This is a genomic window from Defluviimonas sp. SAOS-178_SWC (genome assembly GCF_039830135.1).
Taxonomy (GTDB): domain Bacteria; phylum Pseudomonadota; class Alphaproteobacteria; order Rhodobacterales; family Rhodobacteraceae; genus Albidovulum.
The window spans coordinates 938,632-956,364 of the sequence record NZ_CP156081.1; the positions used below are offsets into that span (position 1 = coordinate 938,632).

A 17,733-nucleotide genomic window follows, 5' to 3' on the forward strand; every position below is an offset into this window, starting at 1 on the left:
CGGGCCTTATTCTCCGTAGCGGACCCGCGCGGCGCTGACCGCCATCAGCCAGTCCGAAACCTCGGTGCGGCTGGGGAAGGCCGGGTGGTTTTGCGGCGTCAGCAGGTAATAGCCGAACGCCGTGCGAATCTGTGCATTTCCGAGCGGGCGGACGAGCTTGCCGGACTTCAGATAGTGATCGACGAGGTGGCCCCAGCCGAGCGCGACGCCGACACCGTCGACGGCGGCATGAATGGACAGCGGATAGGTGTTGAAAAGGATCGCCCTTTCCAGGCGCGACGACTGCGCCCCCATCCGTTCGAGCCAGGCCTGCCAGTTCATCCATTCGGTATGGCTGCTTGTCACCTCGATGAGCGGCGCGCCCGCGAGGTTGTCGATCTCGGCGACCTGCGGGTTCTGGGCGAGGAACTCGGGCGAGCAGACGGGAAAGATCGTTTCGCCGAAAACGAGCTGCGCGTCGAAGCCCTTCCAGTTGCCGTCCCCGCGCAGGATGGCGAGGTCTACCGTATCGGCAAGGCATTCCTCGTCGTTGTCGGAGGCGACGAGCATGATGCTGAGATGTTTGTTCGCCTGCCGGAACTCGTGCAGCCGGGGCGTCAGCCAGAGCGACGCGACGGAGTTCGTGGCGGCGAGGATGACGGGCCGCTTCTTGCTTGTCTTCAGCGAATCGTCCGCCGCCTCGCGCAGCATCTCGAGCGCCGGGGCGATGCGGGCGAGGAACTCGCGCCCATAGGGCGTAAGTTCGATCGAGCGGTGCCCGCGCGCAAAGAAGGGAAGGCTGAAATGCTGTTCGAGCAGGCGAACCTTCCGGCTGATCGCGGTTTCGCTGATGTTCATCTGGCGCGCGGCGCTGGCGAAGCTTTCGTGTTCGGCTGCGGCCTCGAAGGCCAGAAGGTAGTCGAGGGGCGGCAGCGGTTTGCGGCGTTCGGTGGAACGGCGGGCGGGTCGGGACGACAGGCTCATCTTACGGATGCTTTCGCGGGCTGGGGGGGGCGCAGGGCTGACCCCGCCGGGCAGTGACAATTTTAGTTGGGTAAGGCGGAATTTGCCAGCATAAATTAGAGGCAAAGACCGCAATAATTCTCCGCGCACGACGCCGTCGCACTTGGCATGATCGTGGTCAATCTCCCCGCCGCTCGGGCGGATGGAACCCGTTTCAGCACAGGACCGCCATGCAAGCCATTCTGGAAAGACCCTTCGAACGGGCCGGGGTTCTCATCCCCGGACTTCCCGTCCTTCCGCCAGGCGTCGAACGGCATCCGGTGCCGGGCGGCGGCAGCCGCGCCGTGCCGGTCTTCAAGGGCGACGAGATCACGATCCAGGACCGCGAGGGGCTTCAGCCCGTCGAGCTTGTGGTTTTTTCCCATGACGGCAGGTCGGACGCGGCGATGATCGGCGCGAAGGGCGGGCGCGATCCGAAAGGTCTCAAAGCGGCGCTCCTGTCCGATCCGTCCGGGCGCAAGGTCGTGCGCGCGCTGGAAAAGTCCGGATTCGATCTTGGCAAGGCAGACGCCGCGCGCGTGTTCGAAGACGGCTCGCGCCCCGGCGACACGGCGACGTTCATCTCGTCCGTCGACGGTCTCCTGATCGTCTGCGCCGCGGGCGGGGCGATGGAGCCGCAGGACCACTGGGCTCCGACCGAGGTCGTGCTCTACATCCGCCGCGCAGTTCTGCCGAAAGGCAAGGATCAGTTGACCGCGCCCGATCCCCTGGCCGACCCGCTACTCGACGAGAATATCAAGCCGGGCCAGGCGCTTCCCTACGTGGTGAAGGCCGGGCAGTTCATTCAGATCCTTGACGTCAAGGGCAGGGAGTGCACCGACTTCCAGGCCTTCTCGCTCCGTGCGCTCGACAAGGGGATCGAACGCGAGATCGATCCGACGACGACCCGTTCGCTGATGGGATCGCTCTATCCGATGCCGGGCCTGCACGCGAAATACTTTACCGTCGACCAGGAACCGCTGATCGAGATCGTGCAGGACACGGTTGGGCGCCACGACACGTTCGGGCTGGCCTGCACCGCGCGTTATTACGAGGATCTGGGCTATCCCGGCCATGTCAACTGTTCCGACAACATCAACCGCGAACTCGCAGCCTTCGGCATCCGCCCGAGGGGCGGGTGGCCGGCGATCAACTACTTCTTCAACACGCTTCTGGACGACACCCACGCGATCGGCATGGACGATCCGTGGTCGCGTCCGGGCGACTACGTGCTTCTCAGGGCGCTGACCGATCTCGTCTGCGTCTCGACGGCCTGTCCCTGCGATATCGATCCGGCCAACGGCTGGAACCCGACCGACATCCAGGTGCGGCTCTACGACAAGACCGAAGATTTCAAGCGCTCGATTGGCTGGCGCAAAACACCGGGGGCTGACTTGGAAGAGACGAAAAAGACCGGGTTCCACGACTGCTTCGCGCGCCACACGCGGAACTTCGTCGAATACAACGGCTACTGGCTGCCGAGCGAGATGACGAACCACGGCGCCACGGCCGAATACTGGGCGGCGCGCGAAAAAGCGGTCGTCATGGACCTCTCGCCCTTGCGCAAATACGAGGTGACGGGCCCCGACGCCGAGGCGCTGATGCAGGTTTGCGTCACCCGCGACATGAAGAAACTGCCCGTCGGCGGCATCGTCTACACCGCCATGTGCTACGACCACGGCGGCATGATCGACGACGGCACGGTCTTCCGTCTGGGCGAGACGAACTTCCGCTGGATCGGCGGTAATGACCAGTCGGGTCTCTGGCTCCGAAAGCAGGCAGAGGAGCGCGGGCTGAACGCCTGGGTGCGCACTTCGACGGATCATCATTGCAACGTCGCGGTGCAGGGCCCCCTTTCGCGCGACATCCTCAAGCAGGTGATCTGGACGCCGCCCGCCCAGGCAACGGTCGACGAACTGGGCTGGTTCCGCCTGACCATCGGCCGGCTGCACGGGTTCGACGGCCCGGCGGTCGTGGTCAGCCGGACCGGCTATTCGGGCGAGCTTGGCTATGAGGTCTTCTGCCATCCGAAAGATGCCGAAGCGGTCTTCGATGCGATCTGGGCGGCGGGCGAGCCGATGGGGATGATCCCGCTTGGCCTCAAGGCACTCGACATGCTCCGGATCGAATCCGGCCTGATCTTCGCCGGATCGGAATTCGACGATCAGACCGACCCGATGGAGGCCGGGATCGGCTTCGCCGTGCCGCTGAAGTCGAAGGCCGACGATTTCATCGGCCGTGCCGCGCTCGAGGCACGCAAGGCCAATCCGCAGAAGAAGCTGGTCGGCCTGGATCTGGAGGGCGGGATCGTGCCCACGCCCGGCGATTGTGTGCATTTCGGCAAACCGCAGATCGGCATCGTGACCTCGGCGGTGAAATCCCCGATCCTCGGCAAGGTCATCGCGCTGGCCCGCGTCGACGTCACCCATGCGGAGCCGGGAACGGCGCTTGAGGTCGGCCGGCTCGACGGCGATCAGAAGCGTCTCAAGGCTGTCGTCGTGCCCTTCCCGCATTTCGACCCGACGAAGGAGCGGGTGAAGGGCAACTACTGACCGGGCCGAGCCGTCCGGGCGTGACGCCAGACCTCAGCCCGGACCCGCGCCTGCTTGTAGGCGTCGAACACCGCCATGGCATAGACGAAGATGCCGCCGGCGAGTTTTCCGACAATCGAGACGTCGGGGGCTGCGGTCTTGAGTGTGTAGCCCCCCAGAAGCAGGATGAAGAAGACAAAGACGAGGCCGCGGACGGGCTGCCGGTTCAGAACCTGACCGCTGCCGGGAAGGACCAGGCCGGCGATCAGGACCAGGTAGGGATTGGCCGGGGGTTTCGTCTGTGTCATGCGGATTTTCTTTCCGGCGCGGCTTCAAGGTCCAGGATATCCGCCTTGAGCGATACCAGCGCGTCGAGATGGGCGACAAGATCGCGGCGCGGCAGTGGCACTGCGCCAAGTTCGGCATCCCGGAAGATGAGATAGCGGCCGCGGTTGGCTTCTTCAGCCAGAAAGGTGATGCGCAGCCCCTTCGGCGACAGGACGAGTTCCTTCACCCGCGGGTCGTCGAAGATCGCCGCATGCGGGATCAGGACGGATTGCGGCGGCAGCTCTGTCGGGTCGTCCGTGCGCAAGCGGCAATCCTCAGGAAAGCCGGGAGGGGGGGCGATCTGATCGGGCAGGGTCTGGAAATTCGAAAAGGGTTCGATCCCGGTGGACCGGACCATGAAGTCGAGCGTCGCGCGCAGCGGCAGGGGCGCGGGCAGCGTGACGAGCACCCAGAGCGCGGGCAGCTTGCGGAATGTCAGCGTGTCGGGCACCGCCTGAATGTCGAAAAGATGACCCCGGTAGTGGCCGTTCAGACGGGGAAATCTCCCCGGGATCGCGGCAAGCCGGGCGTTGTCGAAGAGACCGGCGCAGTCGCCGAGATAGGCGTGGCGCAGGCTCTGGCGGGTCCGGCTGGCTCTGTGTGTCAGGACCGCCAAGACGACCATGCCGATCCCGAGAAGCGCGGAGAGAATCCCCAGGCCCAGATTTTCCATTTTCCCCTCCCGAATGGAGCGGCCCGCCGCGGAGGCGGGCCGTCCGGTTTCCTTGATGGCTCAGTAGCCGTTCGGGCGCGGCCACGGCATCGTGAACTGCGCGGCCCGGCGCACGAAGCGGTAGCGCCAGAAGTGGAACCACAGCGACACGATGATGTAGAAGGCGATCATCGCGACAAGCTGGGTGCCATAGCCGAGGAACACCGCGAAATAGGCGACGCTGCAGAGGCACAGGAGCACGATTGCCGGGATCGGGTGGAACGGATGTTCGTATCCCCGCTTGATCGCGTCGAGTGGCCATTTCTTGCGGAACATGATCACGTTGATCGGCATGAACGTGTATTCCAGCAAACCCGACAGGATGGAGAAGGTGATCACCTGATCGAGAGGCGCGCCGAGCGCGAAGATCAGCGCGATCGGCACGAGGAAGATGATCGACCGGTACGGTGTCCGGTAGGTCGGATGCACCGCGCCGAACCACGACGGCAGGTATTGGTCGCGCCCCATCGCGAACCAGGCCCGCGAGGCATCGTTGATGCACCCGTTGGCGGAGGCGAGCGTCGCGAAGAGCGTGCCGATGCCCAGAAGCACCATCAGCCCGGTCGATCCCGACATCCGCGCGGCGTCGAAGAGCGGCACGCCCGACTGGCCGAGATATTCCCACGGCATCAGGCCCACACAGACATACCAAGTCAGCGTCGCAGCGATCAGCAGCGTCATGATCCCGGCAAGCGTCCCGAAGGGCAGGGAGCGCGCCGGCGACCTGACTTCCTCGGCCGCCTGCGTCGTGCCTTCGATCCCGAGGTAGTACCACAGGCCGAAATGCATGGCGGCGAGGATACCGAGCCAGCCATAGGGCAGATCCGTCATCAGCGCCTTGTGTTGCAACACGTTGCTTCCGAAGACGGGCGACGTGGCGAGGAAGAGGATGATGATGGCGCTGAAGGCGATCGCGGTGATGACGAGGCTGAAGGTCAGCGTCGCCAGCACGCCGCGGTAGTTCAGCCAGGCGAGGAACATGATCGCCAGCACGATGAACGGCCTCTGGTCGAGCCCTTCATGCCCCGACATGACCGCCACGGTGTCGATGAGAAAGCCCACCGTGATCGCGTTGGCCGCCTCCAGCATCGTATAGGCGAAAACCAGATACAGGCCGACGTTGAACGCCATCAGCGGCCCGACGATGTGCTTGGCCTGAGTATATTGTCCGCCCGCCGCCGCGACGGTCGAGGTCACCTCGCTGTCGATCATCGCGACGCAGGAATAGAGCAGCCCCGCGAACCAGCAGGCGATCAGCGCGGCATAGGCGCCGCCCTTTCCGACGGCGAAGTTCCAGCCCATGTATTCGCCGACCAGAACGATGCCGACGCCAAGCGCCCAGACATGCGCGGGCCCGAGCACACGGAGAAGACCGACCTTGGTGCCATGCGGCGCCATGCCGTCGATCTCACGGGATGTAATGTCGAAATCCGTCATTTTTGTCCCCTCAGATCTTGTGCTCTTCGGTCATGGCCTCGAGCTCGCCCTCTCGCGAGGACATCAAGACCTCTTCCGAATAGGTGTTGTCGGTCTTGAGCCAGTCCGTGACGATGATAAGCCCGAAGACGGCGGAAAGCGCCCAGGCCGCGTATTCCAGTATGTTCCAGATTTCCATGACCGGCCCCTCACTCTCCGTTGAATTTTTCGGCGATAACATCCCGGTACTCTTTCTCGGAGAACCGGAGCATGATCGCGTAGTAGCCGACGATGACGACGATCATGACGAGCAGGCTGCCGATCGAGAACGAGTAGTCGAAGCGCCCGGTGATGAGCTCGGCCGCCGCTGCGGGATCGGCATAGCCGAGCTGGGTCCATTTCTCGACCATGACCTCGTTCTGCCCGAGGCTTTCCCATGTCGGGTTTTCGGCAACGTTCGCGACATGCGCGCTGCCCGCGAGGCCGAACCAGAGCGGGATGTAAAGCGCGCCGATCGTCATTGCCAGAAGCACGATCACGTCGATGACCTGGCCGAACTTGCTTTGGGTAGGTGGTACGTAGCGGGCCATCTCACTTCCCCCTTGCGGCGCGCGCGGCATCGAGGAACTTGATGTCGAGCCCGTACATGAAATCGCGGTCTTCGCGATAGTGGCGCAGCATCGCCATGATCGCCGCGGTGTTGAAGATCAGCACGGTGGCGCCGCCGGTCAGCAGCACGACCCGCGCCGCACCCGTCGGGGCAAGCGACCATGTCGCCAAGGCCACGAACCCGATGCTGAGCCAGAGGACGACGACAAAAGCCCAGGCCACCATTACATCACGCCGATGCATCTTCTCGATGCGTTCCGTTAGATTTGACACTCTCTCCTCCCTTGAGATTGCACCCGACACGGGTCACAGCCCGCCGATCGTTCTCCTGTGGTTAAATATTTTTCACCGATGAGATAGTGTCGGCGCCCGTCTGTCAAGCGTGACCGCGCGGGTCTGCGGCAGGCCAGACCGCATTTTGCCTGCGCTCATTGATTGCTCAGCACATCAAATTTATGGCCTTTAGGGGAAAGATATATTCATTTCGTGCAAGAAATATTTTGACCCCTGAAATCGCTGCGGCAAACTGTTCCTGGGGCGATCTGACACGATCAGGATGTTGTTCGTCGCGAACGGAAAGGTGGCGCCGCCGGTCGGTGAAGGCGCATCAGCAACAGGGAAAAGGAAACCAGGATGCCCAGCGATACTGACGCTGCAATGTTCACGGAGGCTTCCGGCGAATCGCGGAAGCTGCAAAGGGCGCTCGACTGGCGCGGCGCGTTTTGGGTGGCGGCGGGGGTGCCGCCGCTCGTGCTATTTTCGATCGGCGGGATCGCCGGCGTGGCGGGTCAGGCGGCCTTCGTCGTCTGGATCGTGTCAATGATCATGGGCTTTTCGCAGTCCTTCACCTATGCCGAAATCGCGGGGATGTTCGGCAACAAGTCGGGCGGCACCTCGGTCTACGGCGCGACCGCGTGGCTGCGCTATTCGAAGATGATCGCGCCCTTGTCGGTGTGGTGCAACTGGTTCGCCTGGTCGCCGGTGCTGTCGCTCGGCTGCGCCATCGCGGCCGGCTACATCCTGAATGCGCTCTTCGGCATCCCCGCAGAGAACAGCCAGCCGGTCCTCGACTGGATCGCCGCCAACGGGGCGCAATTCACCGCCGAAAGCCAGGCGGTGATCGACTATATCGCCGCGAATGCCGGAACCTCGCCCGACGACGCCATCGCCGCCGTGCAGAGCGCCGCCGCGATCGAGGCGCTGACCCCGGCCGTCCGTGCCTGGGAAGCGTTCAACATCACCATCCCCGGCCTCGGTACGCTGCACTTCAACTCGACCTTCGTGATCGGCGCGATTCTGATGCTGATCATCTTCGCGATCCAGCACCGGGGCATCGCCTCGACCGCGCGGGCGCAGAAGATCCTGGCGGTGATCGTTCTGGTGCCGCTTTTCCTCGTCGGCGTTGTGCCGATCCTGAACGGTTCGATCGACGCCATGAACGTGACGGATATCGTGCCGCCGACGGTCGCCTATGGCGGTGATGCGGGATCCTGGAATATCGGCGGCTGGACGCTCTTCCTCGGCGCGCTCTACATCGCGGCCTGGTCGACCTACGGCTTCGAGACGGCGGTCTGCTACACGGCCGAAATGAAGGACCCTGCGCGCGACACGTTCAAGGCCATCTTCTTCTCGGGCCTTCTGTGCATGATCTTCTTCTTCCTCATCCCGTTCTCGTTCCAGGGCGTCTTCGGCGCCGCCGGAATGCTGGACCCGGGCATCGTGGACGGAACCGGCATCGCTGCCGCACTCGGGTCGATGGTCAGCCATTCGAACATTGTAACCCAGGTGTTTGTGATCCTGATGATCATGGCACTGTTCCTCGCCATCATGACGGCGATGGCCGGCTCCTCGCGGACCCTTTACCAGGGCTCGCGCGACGGCTGGCTGCCGAAGTACCTGAGCCACGTCAACGACCACGGCGCGCCGACCAACGCGATGTGGACGGACCTTGGCTTCAACCTCTTCCTGCTGGCGCTCGCGTCGGATGCGGGGGGCTACTTCTACGTTCTCGCGATCTCGAACGTGGGCTATCTCACCTTCAACTTCCTCAACCTGAATGCCGGCTGGATCCACCGCATCGACTCCGGCCATGTGAAGCGCCCGTGGAAGGCGCCGACCTGGCTGATCGGGGTCAACACGCTTCTGGCCTTCGTCAACGCGCTCCTGCTCGGGGCCGGGGCCAAGGTGTGGGGCTATTCCGGCGCGCTTTGGTCCGGCGTTGCCTTTGCGGCCCTCATACTGCCGGTCTTCTGGTTCCGCCACTACGTGCAGGACGGCGGCAAGTTCCCGCCCGAGGCGCTGGAGGATCTGGGCCTGTCGAACGGCGATCTTGGCGAGCGCAAGGCGGGCTTTCTGCCCTATCTCGCGCTGATCGTCGGGGCCGCCATCGTGCTCTGGGCGAACTGGTTCTTCGTCCTGCCCGAGTGATCGAGCGACCGTAACCAAGGCGGGCGGCCCCTCAAAAGGGCCGCCCACGGCTTTTCCGGCGACCGCATGGGAGTTGAGCCCGGCGACAAACTCGGTTTATCTGAAGGCAACGATGTTGGGAGTGACCCGAGTGACCACCCGCCATGTCCCCAATCAGGCCGCCGAAGCGCCCGAAGAAACCATCGGCGCCACGGTCAAGACCGTGATCGACACCCTCTTCGCCCGGATCGAATCCAAGGAATACGAAGTCGACGAGCGTCTTCCCTCGGAACGCACGCTCGCCGCCGAGCTTGGCGTCGCGCGCAACACGGTGCGCGAGGCGCTCGACGTCCTCGAAACTCGCCGGGTGATCCGCAGGCGGGCGGGCAGCGGCAGTTTCGTCACCTATCAGAGCGAGGTTGGCCGGAACTCGGCGCCCTCGACGCTCGCCTCGAATACAAGCCCGCTGCAACACCTCGTCGTGCGCGGAGTTCTCGAACCGGAAATCGTGCGCCTTGCGATCATCAACATGACGCCGCGCCAGATCGAGATGCTGGGCGAGACCCTGTCGCAGATGGAGCAGATCCGCACCGACGCAAACGCCTTCGCGCGGCAGGAGGAACAGCTTTACCGTCAGATCGCGCACGGCACCGGCAACCCGCTGCTTGCCGCCTGTTACGAACTCACCATAGACGCCTGCCGGCAGAACTTCCGCTCTGCCCTCTTGCGCCGGTATCTGACGCCGAAACGGATCAGCGACTACCAGCAGCGCTACAACACGCTCTTCAACGCCATCGCCGCGCGCGACATCGAGGCAGCCGTCGAGTTCATCAAGCTGCACCTGATCGAGGAACAGAAGCTCCTGCTCCAAGAGGCGTGAGGTCAGCCGAACTGGCGGCCGGGCGTCAGATTGCGCAGCGTGCGGACCTGCCGCTGGTCCCACATCTGGCCAAGCTCGACCATCTGCGCCCGGAGCAGGGGGCCATGACGCTCAAGCCAGGCGGGGATGGAGCCGAACTCGACGATCCGCGCCTTCGCGTTCCGGATCTGCACCACCGGCCAGTCGCCGATCAACGCATTGTCGACCCCGAAGATCTCGGACCCCCACCACGTCGCCGGTCCGAAGGCGTGCATGACCGCGCCCGATTGCTTCATGGCCGCCAGAACCGACAGCGAGTTGACGCTGCCGGCATGTTCCACGGCCGTCCGCCAGATATCGAGGATCGCCGCGTATTCCCAGGATACCGCCGACCAGCTTCCAGGAAACCGGCGCTGGTACTCATCGTAGAAATCCTTGGGCCGGTTGAAGAAGAACGCCTTTTCGGCAAGCGCGGGATCGTCGAAATCCGGGAACTGGAAGACGAACCCGTCCATGAAATCGGCCGAGGTCCGGGCGAAGAGCCGGGGGTAGTCGTCGAGCGTGCAGGAGATCAGCTGGCCCGCGAACCCGGCCGCATACGCCGCCTCGGTCAGCGCGTGAACCATCGGCGTGTAGCTTGTGGACCAGCACAGGATGTCCGGCGCGTCGGCCATCATCGCCGCGACGATCGCGCCCGCATCGCCGCCATGCGGGTCATAGCGGATCTCGCGCACCACCTCGATTCCCGCCGCCGCGCAGGCCGCGCGGTAGGTCGCGAGCGAAGGGAGCCCCAGCGCGTCGGTCTGCGCGCAGAGCGCGATCCGTTTCAGATCGGGTCGGGTGCGCGCCAGCCAGTCAATGCCGGTGACGGTATAGATCGGATGCGATTCGCTCGGCGCGATCAGGTAGGGTGTGTCGGGCGAAAGATCGCTCGGCAGGAGCGTCGCGGTCAAAAGCTTGCGGTCGGTCAGGTAGTCGATCACCGGCGAAAGCGTGTCGCCCCCGAGCGTCAGGAGAAGCTTCACGTCGCTGTCCTGCACCAGCTTGCGCACCCCTTCGAGCGCGAGCCCCGCGTCATACCGGCAATCGAAGGGCACAAGGCGCACCGGATGCCGCAAGCCACCGATCGAGAGGCCGCCTGCGCGGTTCACGCTTTCGGTCCAGATCTCGCAGCCGTTCAGCCCGGGACGGCCCCATGACTGAACCGGTCCACTGAGAGGTGCCAGAAACCCGATTCCGATCGAGTCCGCGACGCCTGTGGTCAGGCGGGCAAGGGTGCCGCGTACGGCTATTCTTTGGGCGAAACTTCCGGTGCTCATCACGTCAGCCTAGCGGTTTACCCGCCAATGCCCGGCATTCTGCGCAAAAGATTACCTGCGGGCAAATAATATTATTGACAGGCGGTAAGCCGGTTCGTCAATCTGGTCCGAACCAAAAGCACCAAAGCGACAGGATTGGTCCATACCACAGGAGGTTGAATTGACAAAACGCGTGGCCATCATCGGCGCCGGACCCTCGGGTCTTGCGCAACTCAGAGCCTTTCAGTCCGCCAAGAAGAATGGGGCCGAGATCCCCGACATCGTCTGTTTCGAGAAGCAGTCGAACTGGGGCGGTCTGTGGAACTACACCTGGCGCACCGGCCTCGACGAGTATGGCGAGCCGGTCCATTGCTCGATGTATCGCTATCTCTGGTCGAACGGCCCGAAGGAGGGTCTGGAATTCGCCGACTATTCCTTCGAGGAGCATTTCGGCAAGCAGATCGCCAGCTACCCGCCGCGCGCCGTTCTCTTCGACTACATCCAGGGCCGTGTGAAAAAGGCGGGCGTGCGTGACTGGATCCGGTTCTCCACCACGATCCGAATGGTGAAATACAACGAGGACAAGGGCAACTTCACCGTCACCGCCCATGACCTCGTCAACGACCGCATGTATGACGAGGAGTTCGACAACGTCATCGTCGCTTCCGGCCACTTCTCGGTGCCGAACGTTCCCGAATACCCCGGCTTCGACAAGTTCAACGGCCGCGTCCTCCACGCGCACGATTTCCGCGACGCGCGGGAATTCGCGGGCAAGGATCTGCTGCTGCTCGGCTCCTCCTATTCGGCCGAAGACATCGGCTCGCAGTGCTGGAAATACGGCGCCAAGTCGATCACGGTCGCCTACCGCAACGCGCCGATGGGTTTCAAATGGCCGGACAACTGGAAGGAAGTGCCGAAGCTTGAGCGGATGGACGAGGATACCGCCTATTTCGCCGACGGCACCTCGAAGAAGGTCGATGCGGTCATCCTCTGCACCGGCTACAAGCACCACTTCCCGTTCCTGCCCGACGATCTGCGCCTGAAGACCGCGAACCGCCTGGCTGCCGCCGATCTCTACAAGGGCGTGGTCTGGGTGCATAACCCCAAGCTCTTCTATGTCGGCATGCAGGACCAGTGGTTCACCTTCAACATGTTCGACGCGCAGGCCTGGTGGGTCCGCGACGCGATCATGGGCCGCATCGCGATCCCGACCGACAAGGCGGTTCTCGTGAAGGACGTCGAAAACCGCGTGGCGGGCGAGGATGCCGGCAAGGATGCTCATGACGCCATCCACTACCAGGGCGACTACGTGAAGGAACTGATCGCCGAGACGGACTACCCGTCCTTCGACGTGGATGGCGCCTGCGAAGCCTTCTTCGAGTGGAAGGACCACAAGAAGGAAGACATCATGGGCTTCCGGAACAACCGCTACCGCTCGGTCATCACCGGGACGATGGCGCCGGTCCATCACACACCGTGGAAGGACGCCCTCGACGACTCGATGGAATCCTACCTCAGGAACGAAGCCGAAAGCCGTCAGACCGAGCCGGCCGAATAGGGCGGTCTGGGCCGACGAAACGCCGTCCCGGCGGGCGCGATGCCCCGCCGGGACATTCGCTTTGATGGCTCCGGCGCCGGTTGGCGTCGTTCAGCGCCGGGTAAGCCGTCAAAATCTTGGGGCTGAACGGGACAACGTTCATTTGACCAATGCGAATATTATTTTATCCTTGGGAATGAGAGCGGGCCGTCCACGGCAGCCCGGCATAAACGGATCCGCCGCCTCAGCCAGGAGCGGCCAAGCGTCCAAGAGGGAAACGAGACATGGCGTTCAAGACGGATATTGAGATTGCGCGGGAAGCGCGGAAGCGTCCGATCATGGAGATCGGGGACAAGCTCGGGATTCCTTCGGAGCATCTTCTGCCCTACGGTCATGACAAGGCGAAGGTGAGCCAGGCGTTCATCCGGTCTCTGGAGGGTCGGAAGGACGGCAAGCTGGTTCTGGTGACGGCGATCAACCCGACGCCTGCGGGCGAGGGCAAGACGACGACGACGGTGGGTCTTGGCGACGGGTTGAACCGGATCGGCAAGAAGGCGGTGATCTGCATCCGCGAGGCGTCGCTGGGGCCGAACTTCGGGATGAAGGGCGGGGCGGCCGGGGGCGGCTACGCGCAGGTGGTGCCGATGGAGGAGATGAACCTTCACTTCACCGGCGACTTCCACGCGATCACGAGCGCGCACAACCTGCTTTCCGCGATGATCGACAACCACATCTACTGGGGCAACGCGCTCCAGATCGACGCGCGGCGGGTGAGCTGGCGGCGGGTGATGGACATGAACGACCGGGCGCTTCGGGACATCGTGGTGAGCCTTGGCGGCGTGTCGAACGGCTTCCCGCGCCAGACCGGGTTCGACATCACGGTGGCCTCCGAGGTGATGGCGATCCTGTGCCTGTCGAAGGATCTTGAGGATCTGCAGAAGCGGCTCGGCGACATCGTGGTGGCCTATACCCGCGACAAGACGCCGGTCTACGCCCGCGACATCAAGGCCGACGGGGCGATGACGGTGCTTCTGAAGGACGCGATGCAGCCGAACCTGGTGCAGACGCTGGAGAACAACCCGGCCTTCGTGCATGGCGGCCCCTTCGCCAATATCGCGCATGGCTGCAACTCGGTGATCGCGACGAAGACGGCGCTGAAGCTGGGTGAGTATGTGGTGACCGAGGCCGGCTTCGGGGCCGATCTCGGGGCGGAGAAATTCTTCGACATCAAGTGCCGCAAGGCGGGTCTGAAGCCGGCGGCGGCGGTGATCGTGGCGACGGTGCGGGCGATGAAGATGAACGGCGGGGTGGCGAAGGCCGATCTCGGGGCGGAGAACGTGGCGGCGGTGCAGAAGGGCTGCCCGAACCTCGGCCGCCACATCGCCAACGTGAAGTCGTTCGGGGTGCCGGTGGTGGTGGCGATCAACCACTTCTACAGCGACACCGATGCCGAGATCGCGGCGGTGAAGGCCTATGTCGCCGAGCAGGGCGCCGAGGCGATCCTGTGCAAGCACTGGGCGAACGGGTCGGCCGGGATCGAGGATCTCGCGCGGAAGGTTGTGGAGATGGCGGAGGGCGGTTCGGCGAACTTCGCGCCGCTCTATCCCGACGAGATGCCGCTCTTCCAGAAGATCGAGACCATCGCGAAGCGGATCTACCACGCCGACGAGGTGATCGCCGACAAGTCGGTGCGCGAGCAGCTGAAGGCCTGGGAGGCGGCGGGCTACGGCCATCTGCCGGTCTGCATGGCCAAGACCCAGTACAGCTTCACCACCGATCCGAACGTGCGGGGCGCGCCGACGGGTCATTCGGTGCCGGTGCGCGAGGTGCGGCTCAGCGCCGGGGCGGGGTTCATCGTGGTGATCTGCGGCGAGATCATGACCATGCCGGGCCTGCCCAAGGTGCCGTCGGCGGAGGTGATCCGGCTGAACGACGCGGGCCATGTCGAGGGCCTGTTCTAAGGCAAAGGCAGGGGGGCTTCGCCCCCCGCCGCCCATCGGCGGGCCGATGGACGCCCCTCCCCCCACCGCGGGGAATTCGGGCAACGAAGAGGCAGGCAGGGCCGGGGCGGATGCGCGTCGGGCCTGGCGGACAAGGGAACCGGCGGCGGATGAGTGCGACGATCATCGACGGCAGGGCGATTGCGCGGCGCATGCTGGCCGAGGTCGCGGCGGAGGCGGCGCACCTTTCGGGCGAGGGCTGGGCGCCGCGGCTCGTCTCGATCTCGGTCGGGGATGTCGCGGCGGCGGAGCTTTACGTCCGCAACCAGCAGAAGCAGGCCGACGGTGCCGGTGTGGCCTTCGAGGCGCGGACCTATCCGCCCGACATCTCGCTTGAGCAGCTGACCGGGGTCCTGCACGGGCTGAACGCCGATCCGCGCGTGAACGGCATCATCATCCAGCGTCCGCTGCCGGCGCATATCCCAGTGAAGGAGCTGCAGCGCGCCATCCATCCCCTGAAGGATGTCGAGGGCATGCACCCGGCCTCGATCGGCAATATCGTCTACAACGACCTGGCGCTCGGCCCTTGCACGGCGGTGGCGGCGGTGGAGATCCTGAAGACCCTCCCCCTGAAGATCGAGGGGCTCGACGTGACGGTGATCGGCCATTCCGAGATCGTCGGCAAGCCGATCGCCTTCCTGATGATGGGGCTGGGCGCGACGGTGACGGTCTGCCATCACATGACGCGGCAGGTGGCGGTGCATTCGCGCCGGGCCGATGCGGTCTTCGTCGCGGTGGGCAAGCCCGGCCTTGTCACCGGCGCGATGCTGCAACCGGGCGCGGCGCTGATCGATATCGGCATCAACCGGATCGAGACGCCGGAGGGGCCGCGCACGGTGGGTGACGCCGATTACGGCAGCTGCGCCGAGGTGGCGGGCTGGATCACGCCGGTTCCGGGCGGCGTCGGGCCGGTCACGGTGGCGATGCTGATGAAGAATGCGGTTCTTGCGACGCGGCTGCAGAAGGCGCAGTACCGCGATGCCTATGCGATTGCGAATTGAGGAGATCGGAATGAGTGCGAAGATCATCGACGGCAAGGCCTTTGCGGCCAGGGTGCGGGGCGAGGTCGCGGCCCATGTCGCGCGGCTGAAGGAAGAGAACGGGATCACGCCGGGCCTCGCGGTGGTTCTGGTCGGCGAGGATCCGGCGAGCGAGGTCTATGTCCGCTCGAAGGGCAAGTCGACGGTCGAGGCGGGGATGAACTCCTACGAGCACAAGCTGCCGGCGGAGACCTCGGAGGCCGATCTCCTGGCGCTGATCGCACGGCTGAACGCCGATCCGGCGGTGCACGGGATCCTGGTGCAGCTGCCCTTGCCGAAGCACCTGAACTCCGACCTCGTGATCAACACGATCGACCCGGCGAAGGATGTCGACGGGTTCCACATCTCGAATGTCGGGCTTCTTGGCACCGGGCAGAAGTCGATGGTGCCCTGCACGCCCTTGGGCTGTCTGATGATGCTGCGCGACCACCACGGGTCGCTCGCCGGGATGGACGCGGTCGTGGTCGGCCGCTCGAACATCGTCGGCAAGCCGATGGCGCAGCTTCTTCTCGGCGACAGCTGCACGGTGACGATCGCGCACAGCCGCACGAAGGACCTCGGCGTGGTCTGCCGCCGCGCCGACATCCTCGTCGCCGCCGTCGGCCGGCCCGAGATGATCAAGGGCGACTGGGTCAAGCCAGGCGCCACCGTGATCGATGTCGGCATCAACCGCATCGAGCGGGACGGCAAGACGAAGCTCGTCGGCGATGCCGACTTCGAGAGCTGCGCCAAGGTCGCCGGCGCCATCACCCCCGTCCCCGGAGGCGTCGGCCCCATGACCATCGCCTGCCTCCTCGCAAACACCCTCACCGCCGCATGCCGCGTAAACGGAATCAACGAACCAGAAGGCCTCACTGCGTAGGGAGCCAATCTGAGGAGGATCTGTCATGTCCGATCGCATGGTCGACACACTGGGCGGCGAAACGGCGCTGCGGTCCCTCGTCGAGGATTTCTACGATTTCATCGAGGTTCTGCCCGAAGGGGAGAACCTGAGAAAGCTGCACCTGCGCGGGCATGGCCTTGCCCATGTCCGCGAGGAACAGTTCAATTTTCTCAGCGGTTTCCTCGGCGGGCGCCGCTACTACATGGAAAAGCACGGCCATATGGACCTGCGCCGCATGCATACCCATGTGCCGATTTCGGTGCAGGATGCCGAGGACTGGCTGACCTGCATGGACCGGGCGCTCGAAAAGAACGGCATGGCGGGGCCAGAGGTCGACCGGCTGCGTGCGACCTTCCGGAAGATCTGCATGATGCTTGTCAACGATCTGAAGGAGTGGGGCGTGCCCGGTGACATGGCGGCTCCGGCCGACAAATCGCCGAGAAAGCACTAGGGGCGCGGCATCGTCCGGTGCGGGCGCGCCGCGAGTGCGGAGGCTATCCGGGGTCTCACGGTTTTAATGACAGGAAGAATACTTGACCCATGTCAAAGACGCGCCGTGAACATTGAGAGAGCTTGAAACCAAGGCTTCAGCGAGAGGTTACGCAATGACCAAGAAGATTCTTTGTCCGACAGACGGAAGCGATCACGCGACATTGGGGGTTCACAAGGCCGTCGAACTGGCGCGCCTGACCGGTGCCGAGCTGACGATCTGTGTCGTCAATATCGCGCATGGTGCCGCACGGGGGGCGATGATCAATCACTGGACCGACGCCGAGGTCGCGGATCTTCTGGCGCAGTCCGAAAGCACCGCCAAGGCCGACGGTCTGGCGAATGTGGGGACGGTCGAGCTTATCTCGCGCGAGGCGGCCCCGGCGATCATCGCCTATGCCGACGAAAACGGGTACGACCACATCGTCATGGGGACGGGCGACAAGCGCGGCGTGAAGCGGCTTGTGCTGGGGTCCGTCGCGACCAGTGTCGCCAGCGAAGCGCACTGCTCGGTTACGGTCGCGCGCTAAAGCTTCCGCAACACGCGCGGGATGAAATGCATGGTCGCCGCCTCGGAGGCGGCGCCATGACGCCGTTCGACAGCGGTCTGCCCAGTCTGGAGCAGTGAAGCCGACTGCGGAGGCG

At 64.3% G+C, this 17,733-nt stretch carries 17 protein-coding genes; 9 read left to right on the forward strand and 8 right to left on the reverse strand.

Annotation, left to right across the window (positions count from 1 at the left end; genetic code table 11):
- Positions 1-6: 6 nt before the first annotated feature.
- Positions 7-963, reverse strand: coding sequence for a LysR substrate-binding domain-containing protein (locus tag V5734_RS05590; protein WP_347312518.1), 957 nt, complete (start codon positions 961-963; stop codon positions 7-9).
- Positions 964-1,172: 209 nt separating this feature from the next.
- Between V5734_RS05590 and V5734_RS05595 the strand changes: the two genes are divergently transcribed.
- On the forward strand, positions 1,173-3,533 hold the full coding sequence (locus V5734_RS05595) for a DUF1989 domain-containing protein (protein ID WP_347312519.1): 2,361 nt from the start codon (positions 1,173-1,175) through the stop codon (positions 3,531-3,533).
- Here V5734_RS05595 and V5734_RS05600 read toward each other — a convergent pair.
- The 6 genes from V5734_RS05600 to V5734_RS05625 are packed head-to-tail and all read right to left on the reverse strand — an operon-like array spanning position 3,527 to position 6,849.
- A complete protein-coding gene (locus tag V5734_RS05600; protein WP_347312520.1) occupies positions 3,527-3,820 on the reverse strand; it encodes a hypothetical protein in 294 nt (97 codons plus the stop codon). The genes V5734_RS05595 and V5734_RS05600 overlap by 7 nt on opposite strands.
- Entirely contained in the window at positions 3,817-4,512 is a 696-nt protein-coding gene (locus V5734_RS05605) for a hypothetical protein (protein WP_347312521.1), read from the reverse strand. Before V5734_RS05605 ends, V5734_RS05600 begins: the two co-directional genes overlap by 4 nt.
- A gap of 60 nt (positions 4,513-4,572) precedes the next feature.
- Positions 4,573-5,988 carry an APC family permease gene (locus V5734_RS05610; protein ID WP_347312522.1) on the reverse strand — a complete coding sequence of 472 codons (1,416 nt, stop codon included), beginning with the start codon at positions 5,986-5,988 and terminating at the stop codon, positions 4,573-4,575.
- Between the two features lie 10 nt (positions 5,989-5,998).
- Entirely contained in the window at positions 5,999-6,166 is a 168-nt protein-coding gene (locus V5734_RS05615; protein ID WP_347312523.1) for a hypothetical protein, read from the reverse strand.
- Positions 6,167-6,176: 10 nt separating this feature from the next.
- Positions 6,177-6,557, reverse strand: a complete 381-nt coding sequence (locus V5734_RS05620) for a hypothetical protein (protein ID WP_347312524.1) — start codon at positions 6,555-6,557, stop codon at positions 6,177-6,179.
- Position 6,558: 1 nt separating this feature from the next.
- Complete coding sequence (locus V5734_RS05625) at positions 6,559-6,849, reverse strand: hypothetical protein (RefSeq protein ID WP_347312525.1); 291 nt, start codon at positions 6,847-6,849, stop codon at positions 6,559-6,561.
- A gap of 360 nt (positions 6,850-7,209) precedes the next feature.
- Between V5734_RS05625 and V5734_RS05630 the strand changes: the two genes are divergently transcribed.
- Together V5734_RS05630 and V5734_RS05635 are read left to right on the forward strand one after the other, a co-directional pair.
- Positions 7,210-9,003 (forward strand): APC family permease, encoded by a 1,794-nt coding sequence (locus tag V5734_RS05630; protein WP_347312526.1) that lies wholly within the window; start codon positions 7,210-7,212, stop codon positions 9,001-9,003.
- A gap of 130 nt (positions 9,004-9,133) precedes the next feature.
- Positions 9,134-9,862: a FadR/GntR family transcriptional regulator gene (locus tag V5734_RS05635; protein WP_347313580.1), complete on the forward strand. Its 729-nt coding sequence runs from the start codon at positions 9,134-9,136 to the stop codon at positions 9,860-9,862.
- Positions 9,863-9,864: 2 nt separating this feature from the next.
- Here the strand turns inward: V5734_RS05635 and V5734_RS05640 are convergent, their stop codons facing one another.
- Positions 9,865-11,160 carry an ABC transporter substrate-binding protein gene (locus V5734_RS05640; RefSeq protein ID WP_347312527.1) on the reverse strand — a complete coding sequence of 432 codons (1,296 nt, stop codon included), beginning with the start codon at positions 11,158-11,160 and terminating at the stop codon, positions 9,865-9,867.
- Positions 11,161-11,320: 160 nt separating this feature from the next.
- Between V5734_RS05640 and V5734_RS05645 the strand changes: the two genes are divergently transcribed.
- The 6 genes from V5734_RS05645 (at position 11,321) to V5734_RS05670 (ending at position 17,618) form a co-directional block, all read left to right on the forward strand.
- Positions 11,321-12,697, forward strand: a complete 1,377-nt coding sequence (locus tag V5734_RS05645; RefSeq protein ID WP_347312528.1) for an NAD(P)/FAD-dependent oxidoreductase — start codon at positions 11,321-11,323, stop codon at positions 12,695-12,697.
- Positions 12,698-12,960: 263 nt separating this feature from the next.
- Entirely contained in the window at positions 12,961-14,637 is a 1,677-nt protein-coding gene (locus V5734_RS05650; RefSeq protein ID WP_347311099.1) for a formate--tetrahydrofolate ligase, read from the forward strand.
- A gap of 149 nt (positions 14,638-14,786) precedes the next feature.
- Positions 14,787-15,677, forward strand: coding sequence for a bifunctional 5,10-methylenetetrahydrofolate dehydrogenase/5,10-methenyltetrahydrofolate cyclohydrolase (locus tag V5734_RS05655; RefSeq protein ID WP_347311098.1), 891 nt, complete (start codon positions 14,787-14,789; stop codon positions 15,675-15,677).
- A 10-nt stretch (positions 15,678-15,687) separates the two neighbouring features.
- Complete coding sequence (folD, locus tag V5734_RS05660; RefSeq protein ID WP_347311097.1) at positions 15,688-16,578, forward strand: bifunctional methylenetetrahydrofolate dehydrogenase/methenyltetrahydrofolate cyclohydrolase FolD; 891 nt, start codon at positions 15,688-15,690, stop codon at positions 16,576-16,578.
- Between the two features lie 25 nt (positions 16,579-16,603).
- Positions 16,604-17,050 (forward strand): group II truncated hemoglobin, encoded by a 447-nt coding sequence (locus V5734_RS05665; protein WP_347312529.1) that lies wholly within the window; start codon positions 16,604-16,606, stop codon positions 17,048-17,050.
- A gap of 154 nt (positions 17,051-17,204) precedes the next feature.
- On the forward strand, positions 17,205-17,618 hold the full coding sequence (locus tag V5734_RS05670; protein ID WP_347312530.1) for a universal stress protein: 414 nt from the start codon (positions 17,205-17,207) through the stop codon (positions 17,616-17,618).
- The last annotated feature ends 115 nt before the right edge of the window (positions 17,619-17,733 follow it).

Coding starts and splice junctions, on each gene's coding strand:
- V5734_RS05650 (WP_347311099.1), top strand. CDS start 12,961: ATGGCGTTCAAGACGGATATTGAGATTGCGCGGGAAGCGCGGAAGCGT.
- V5734_RS05620 (WP_347312524.1), bottom strand. CDS start 6,557: ATGGCCCGCTACGTACCACCTACCCAAAGCAAGTTCGGCCAGGTCATC.
- V5734_RS05640 (WP_347312527.1), bottom strand. CDS start 11,160: ATGAGCACCGGAAGTTTCGCCCAAAGAATAGCCGTACGCGGCACCCTT.
- V5734_RS05595 (WP_347312519.1), top strand. CDS start 1,173: ATGCAAGCCATTCTGGAAAGACCCTTCGAACGGGCCGGGGTTCTCATC.
- V5734_RS05615 (WP_347312523.1), bottom strand. CDS start 6,166: ATGGAAATCTGGAACATACTGGAATACGCGGCCTGGGCGCTTTCCGCC.
- V5734_RS05630 (WP_347312526.1), top strand. CDS start 7,210: ATGCCCAGCGATACTGACGCTGCAATGTTCACGGAGGCTTCCGGCGAA.
- folD (WP_347311097.1), top strand. CDS start 15,688: ATGAGTGCGAAGATCATCGACGGCAAGGCCTTTGCGGCCAGGGTGCGG.
- V5734_RS05665 (WP_347312529.1), top strand. CDS start 16,604: ATGTCCGATCGCATGGTCGACACACTGGGCGGCGAAACGGCGCTGCGG.
- V5734_RS05600 (WP_347312520.1), bottom strand. CDS start 3,820: ATGACACAGACGAAACCCCCGGCCAATCCCTACCTGGTCCTGATCGCC.
- V5734_RS05655 (WP_347311098.1), top strand. CDS start 14,787: ATGAGTGCGACGATCATCGACGGCAGGGCGATTGCGCGGCGCATGCTG.
- V5734_RS05670 (WP_347312530.1), top strand. CDS start 17,205: ATGACCAAGAAGATTCTTTGTCCGACAGACGGAAGCGATCACGCGACA.
- V5734_RS05590 (WP_347312518.1), bottom strand. CDS start 963: ATGAGCCTGTCGTCCCGACCCGCCCGCCGTTCCACCGAACGCCGCAAA.
- V5734_RS05605 (WP_347312521.1), bottom strand. CDS start 4,512: ATGGAAAATCTGGGCCTGGGGATTCTCTCCGCGCTTCTCGGGATCGGC.
- V5734_RS05610 (WP_347312522.1), bottom strand. CDS start 5,988: ATGACGGATTTCGACATTACATCCCGTGAGATCGACGGCATGGCGCCG.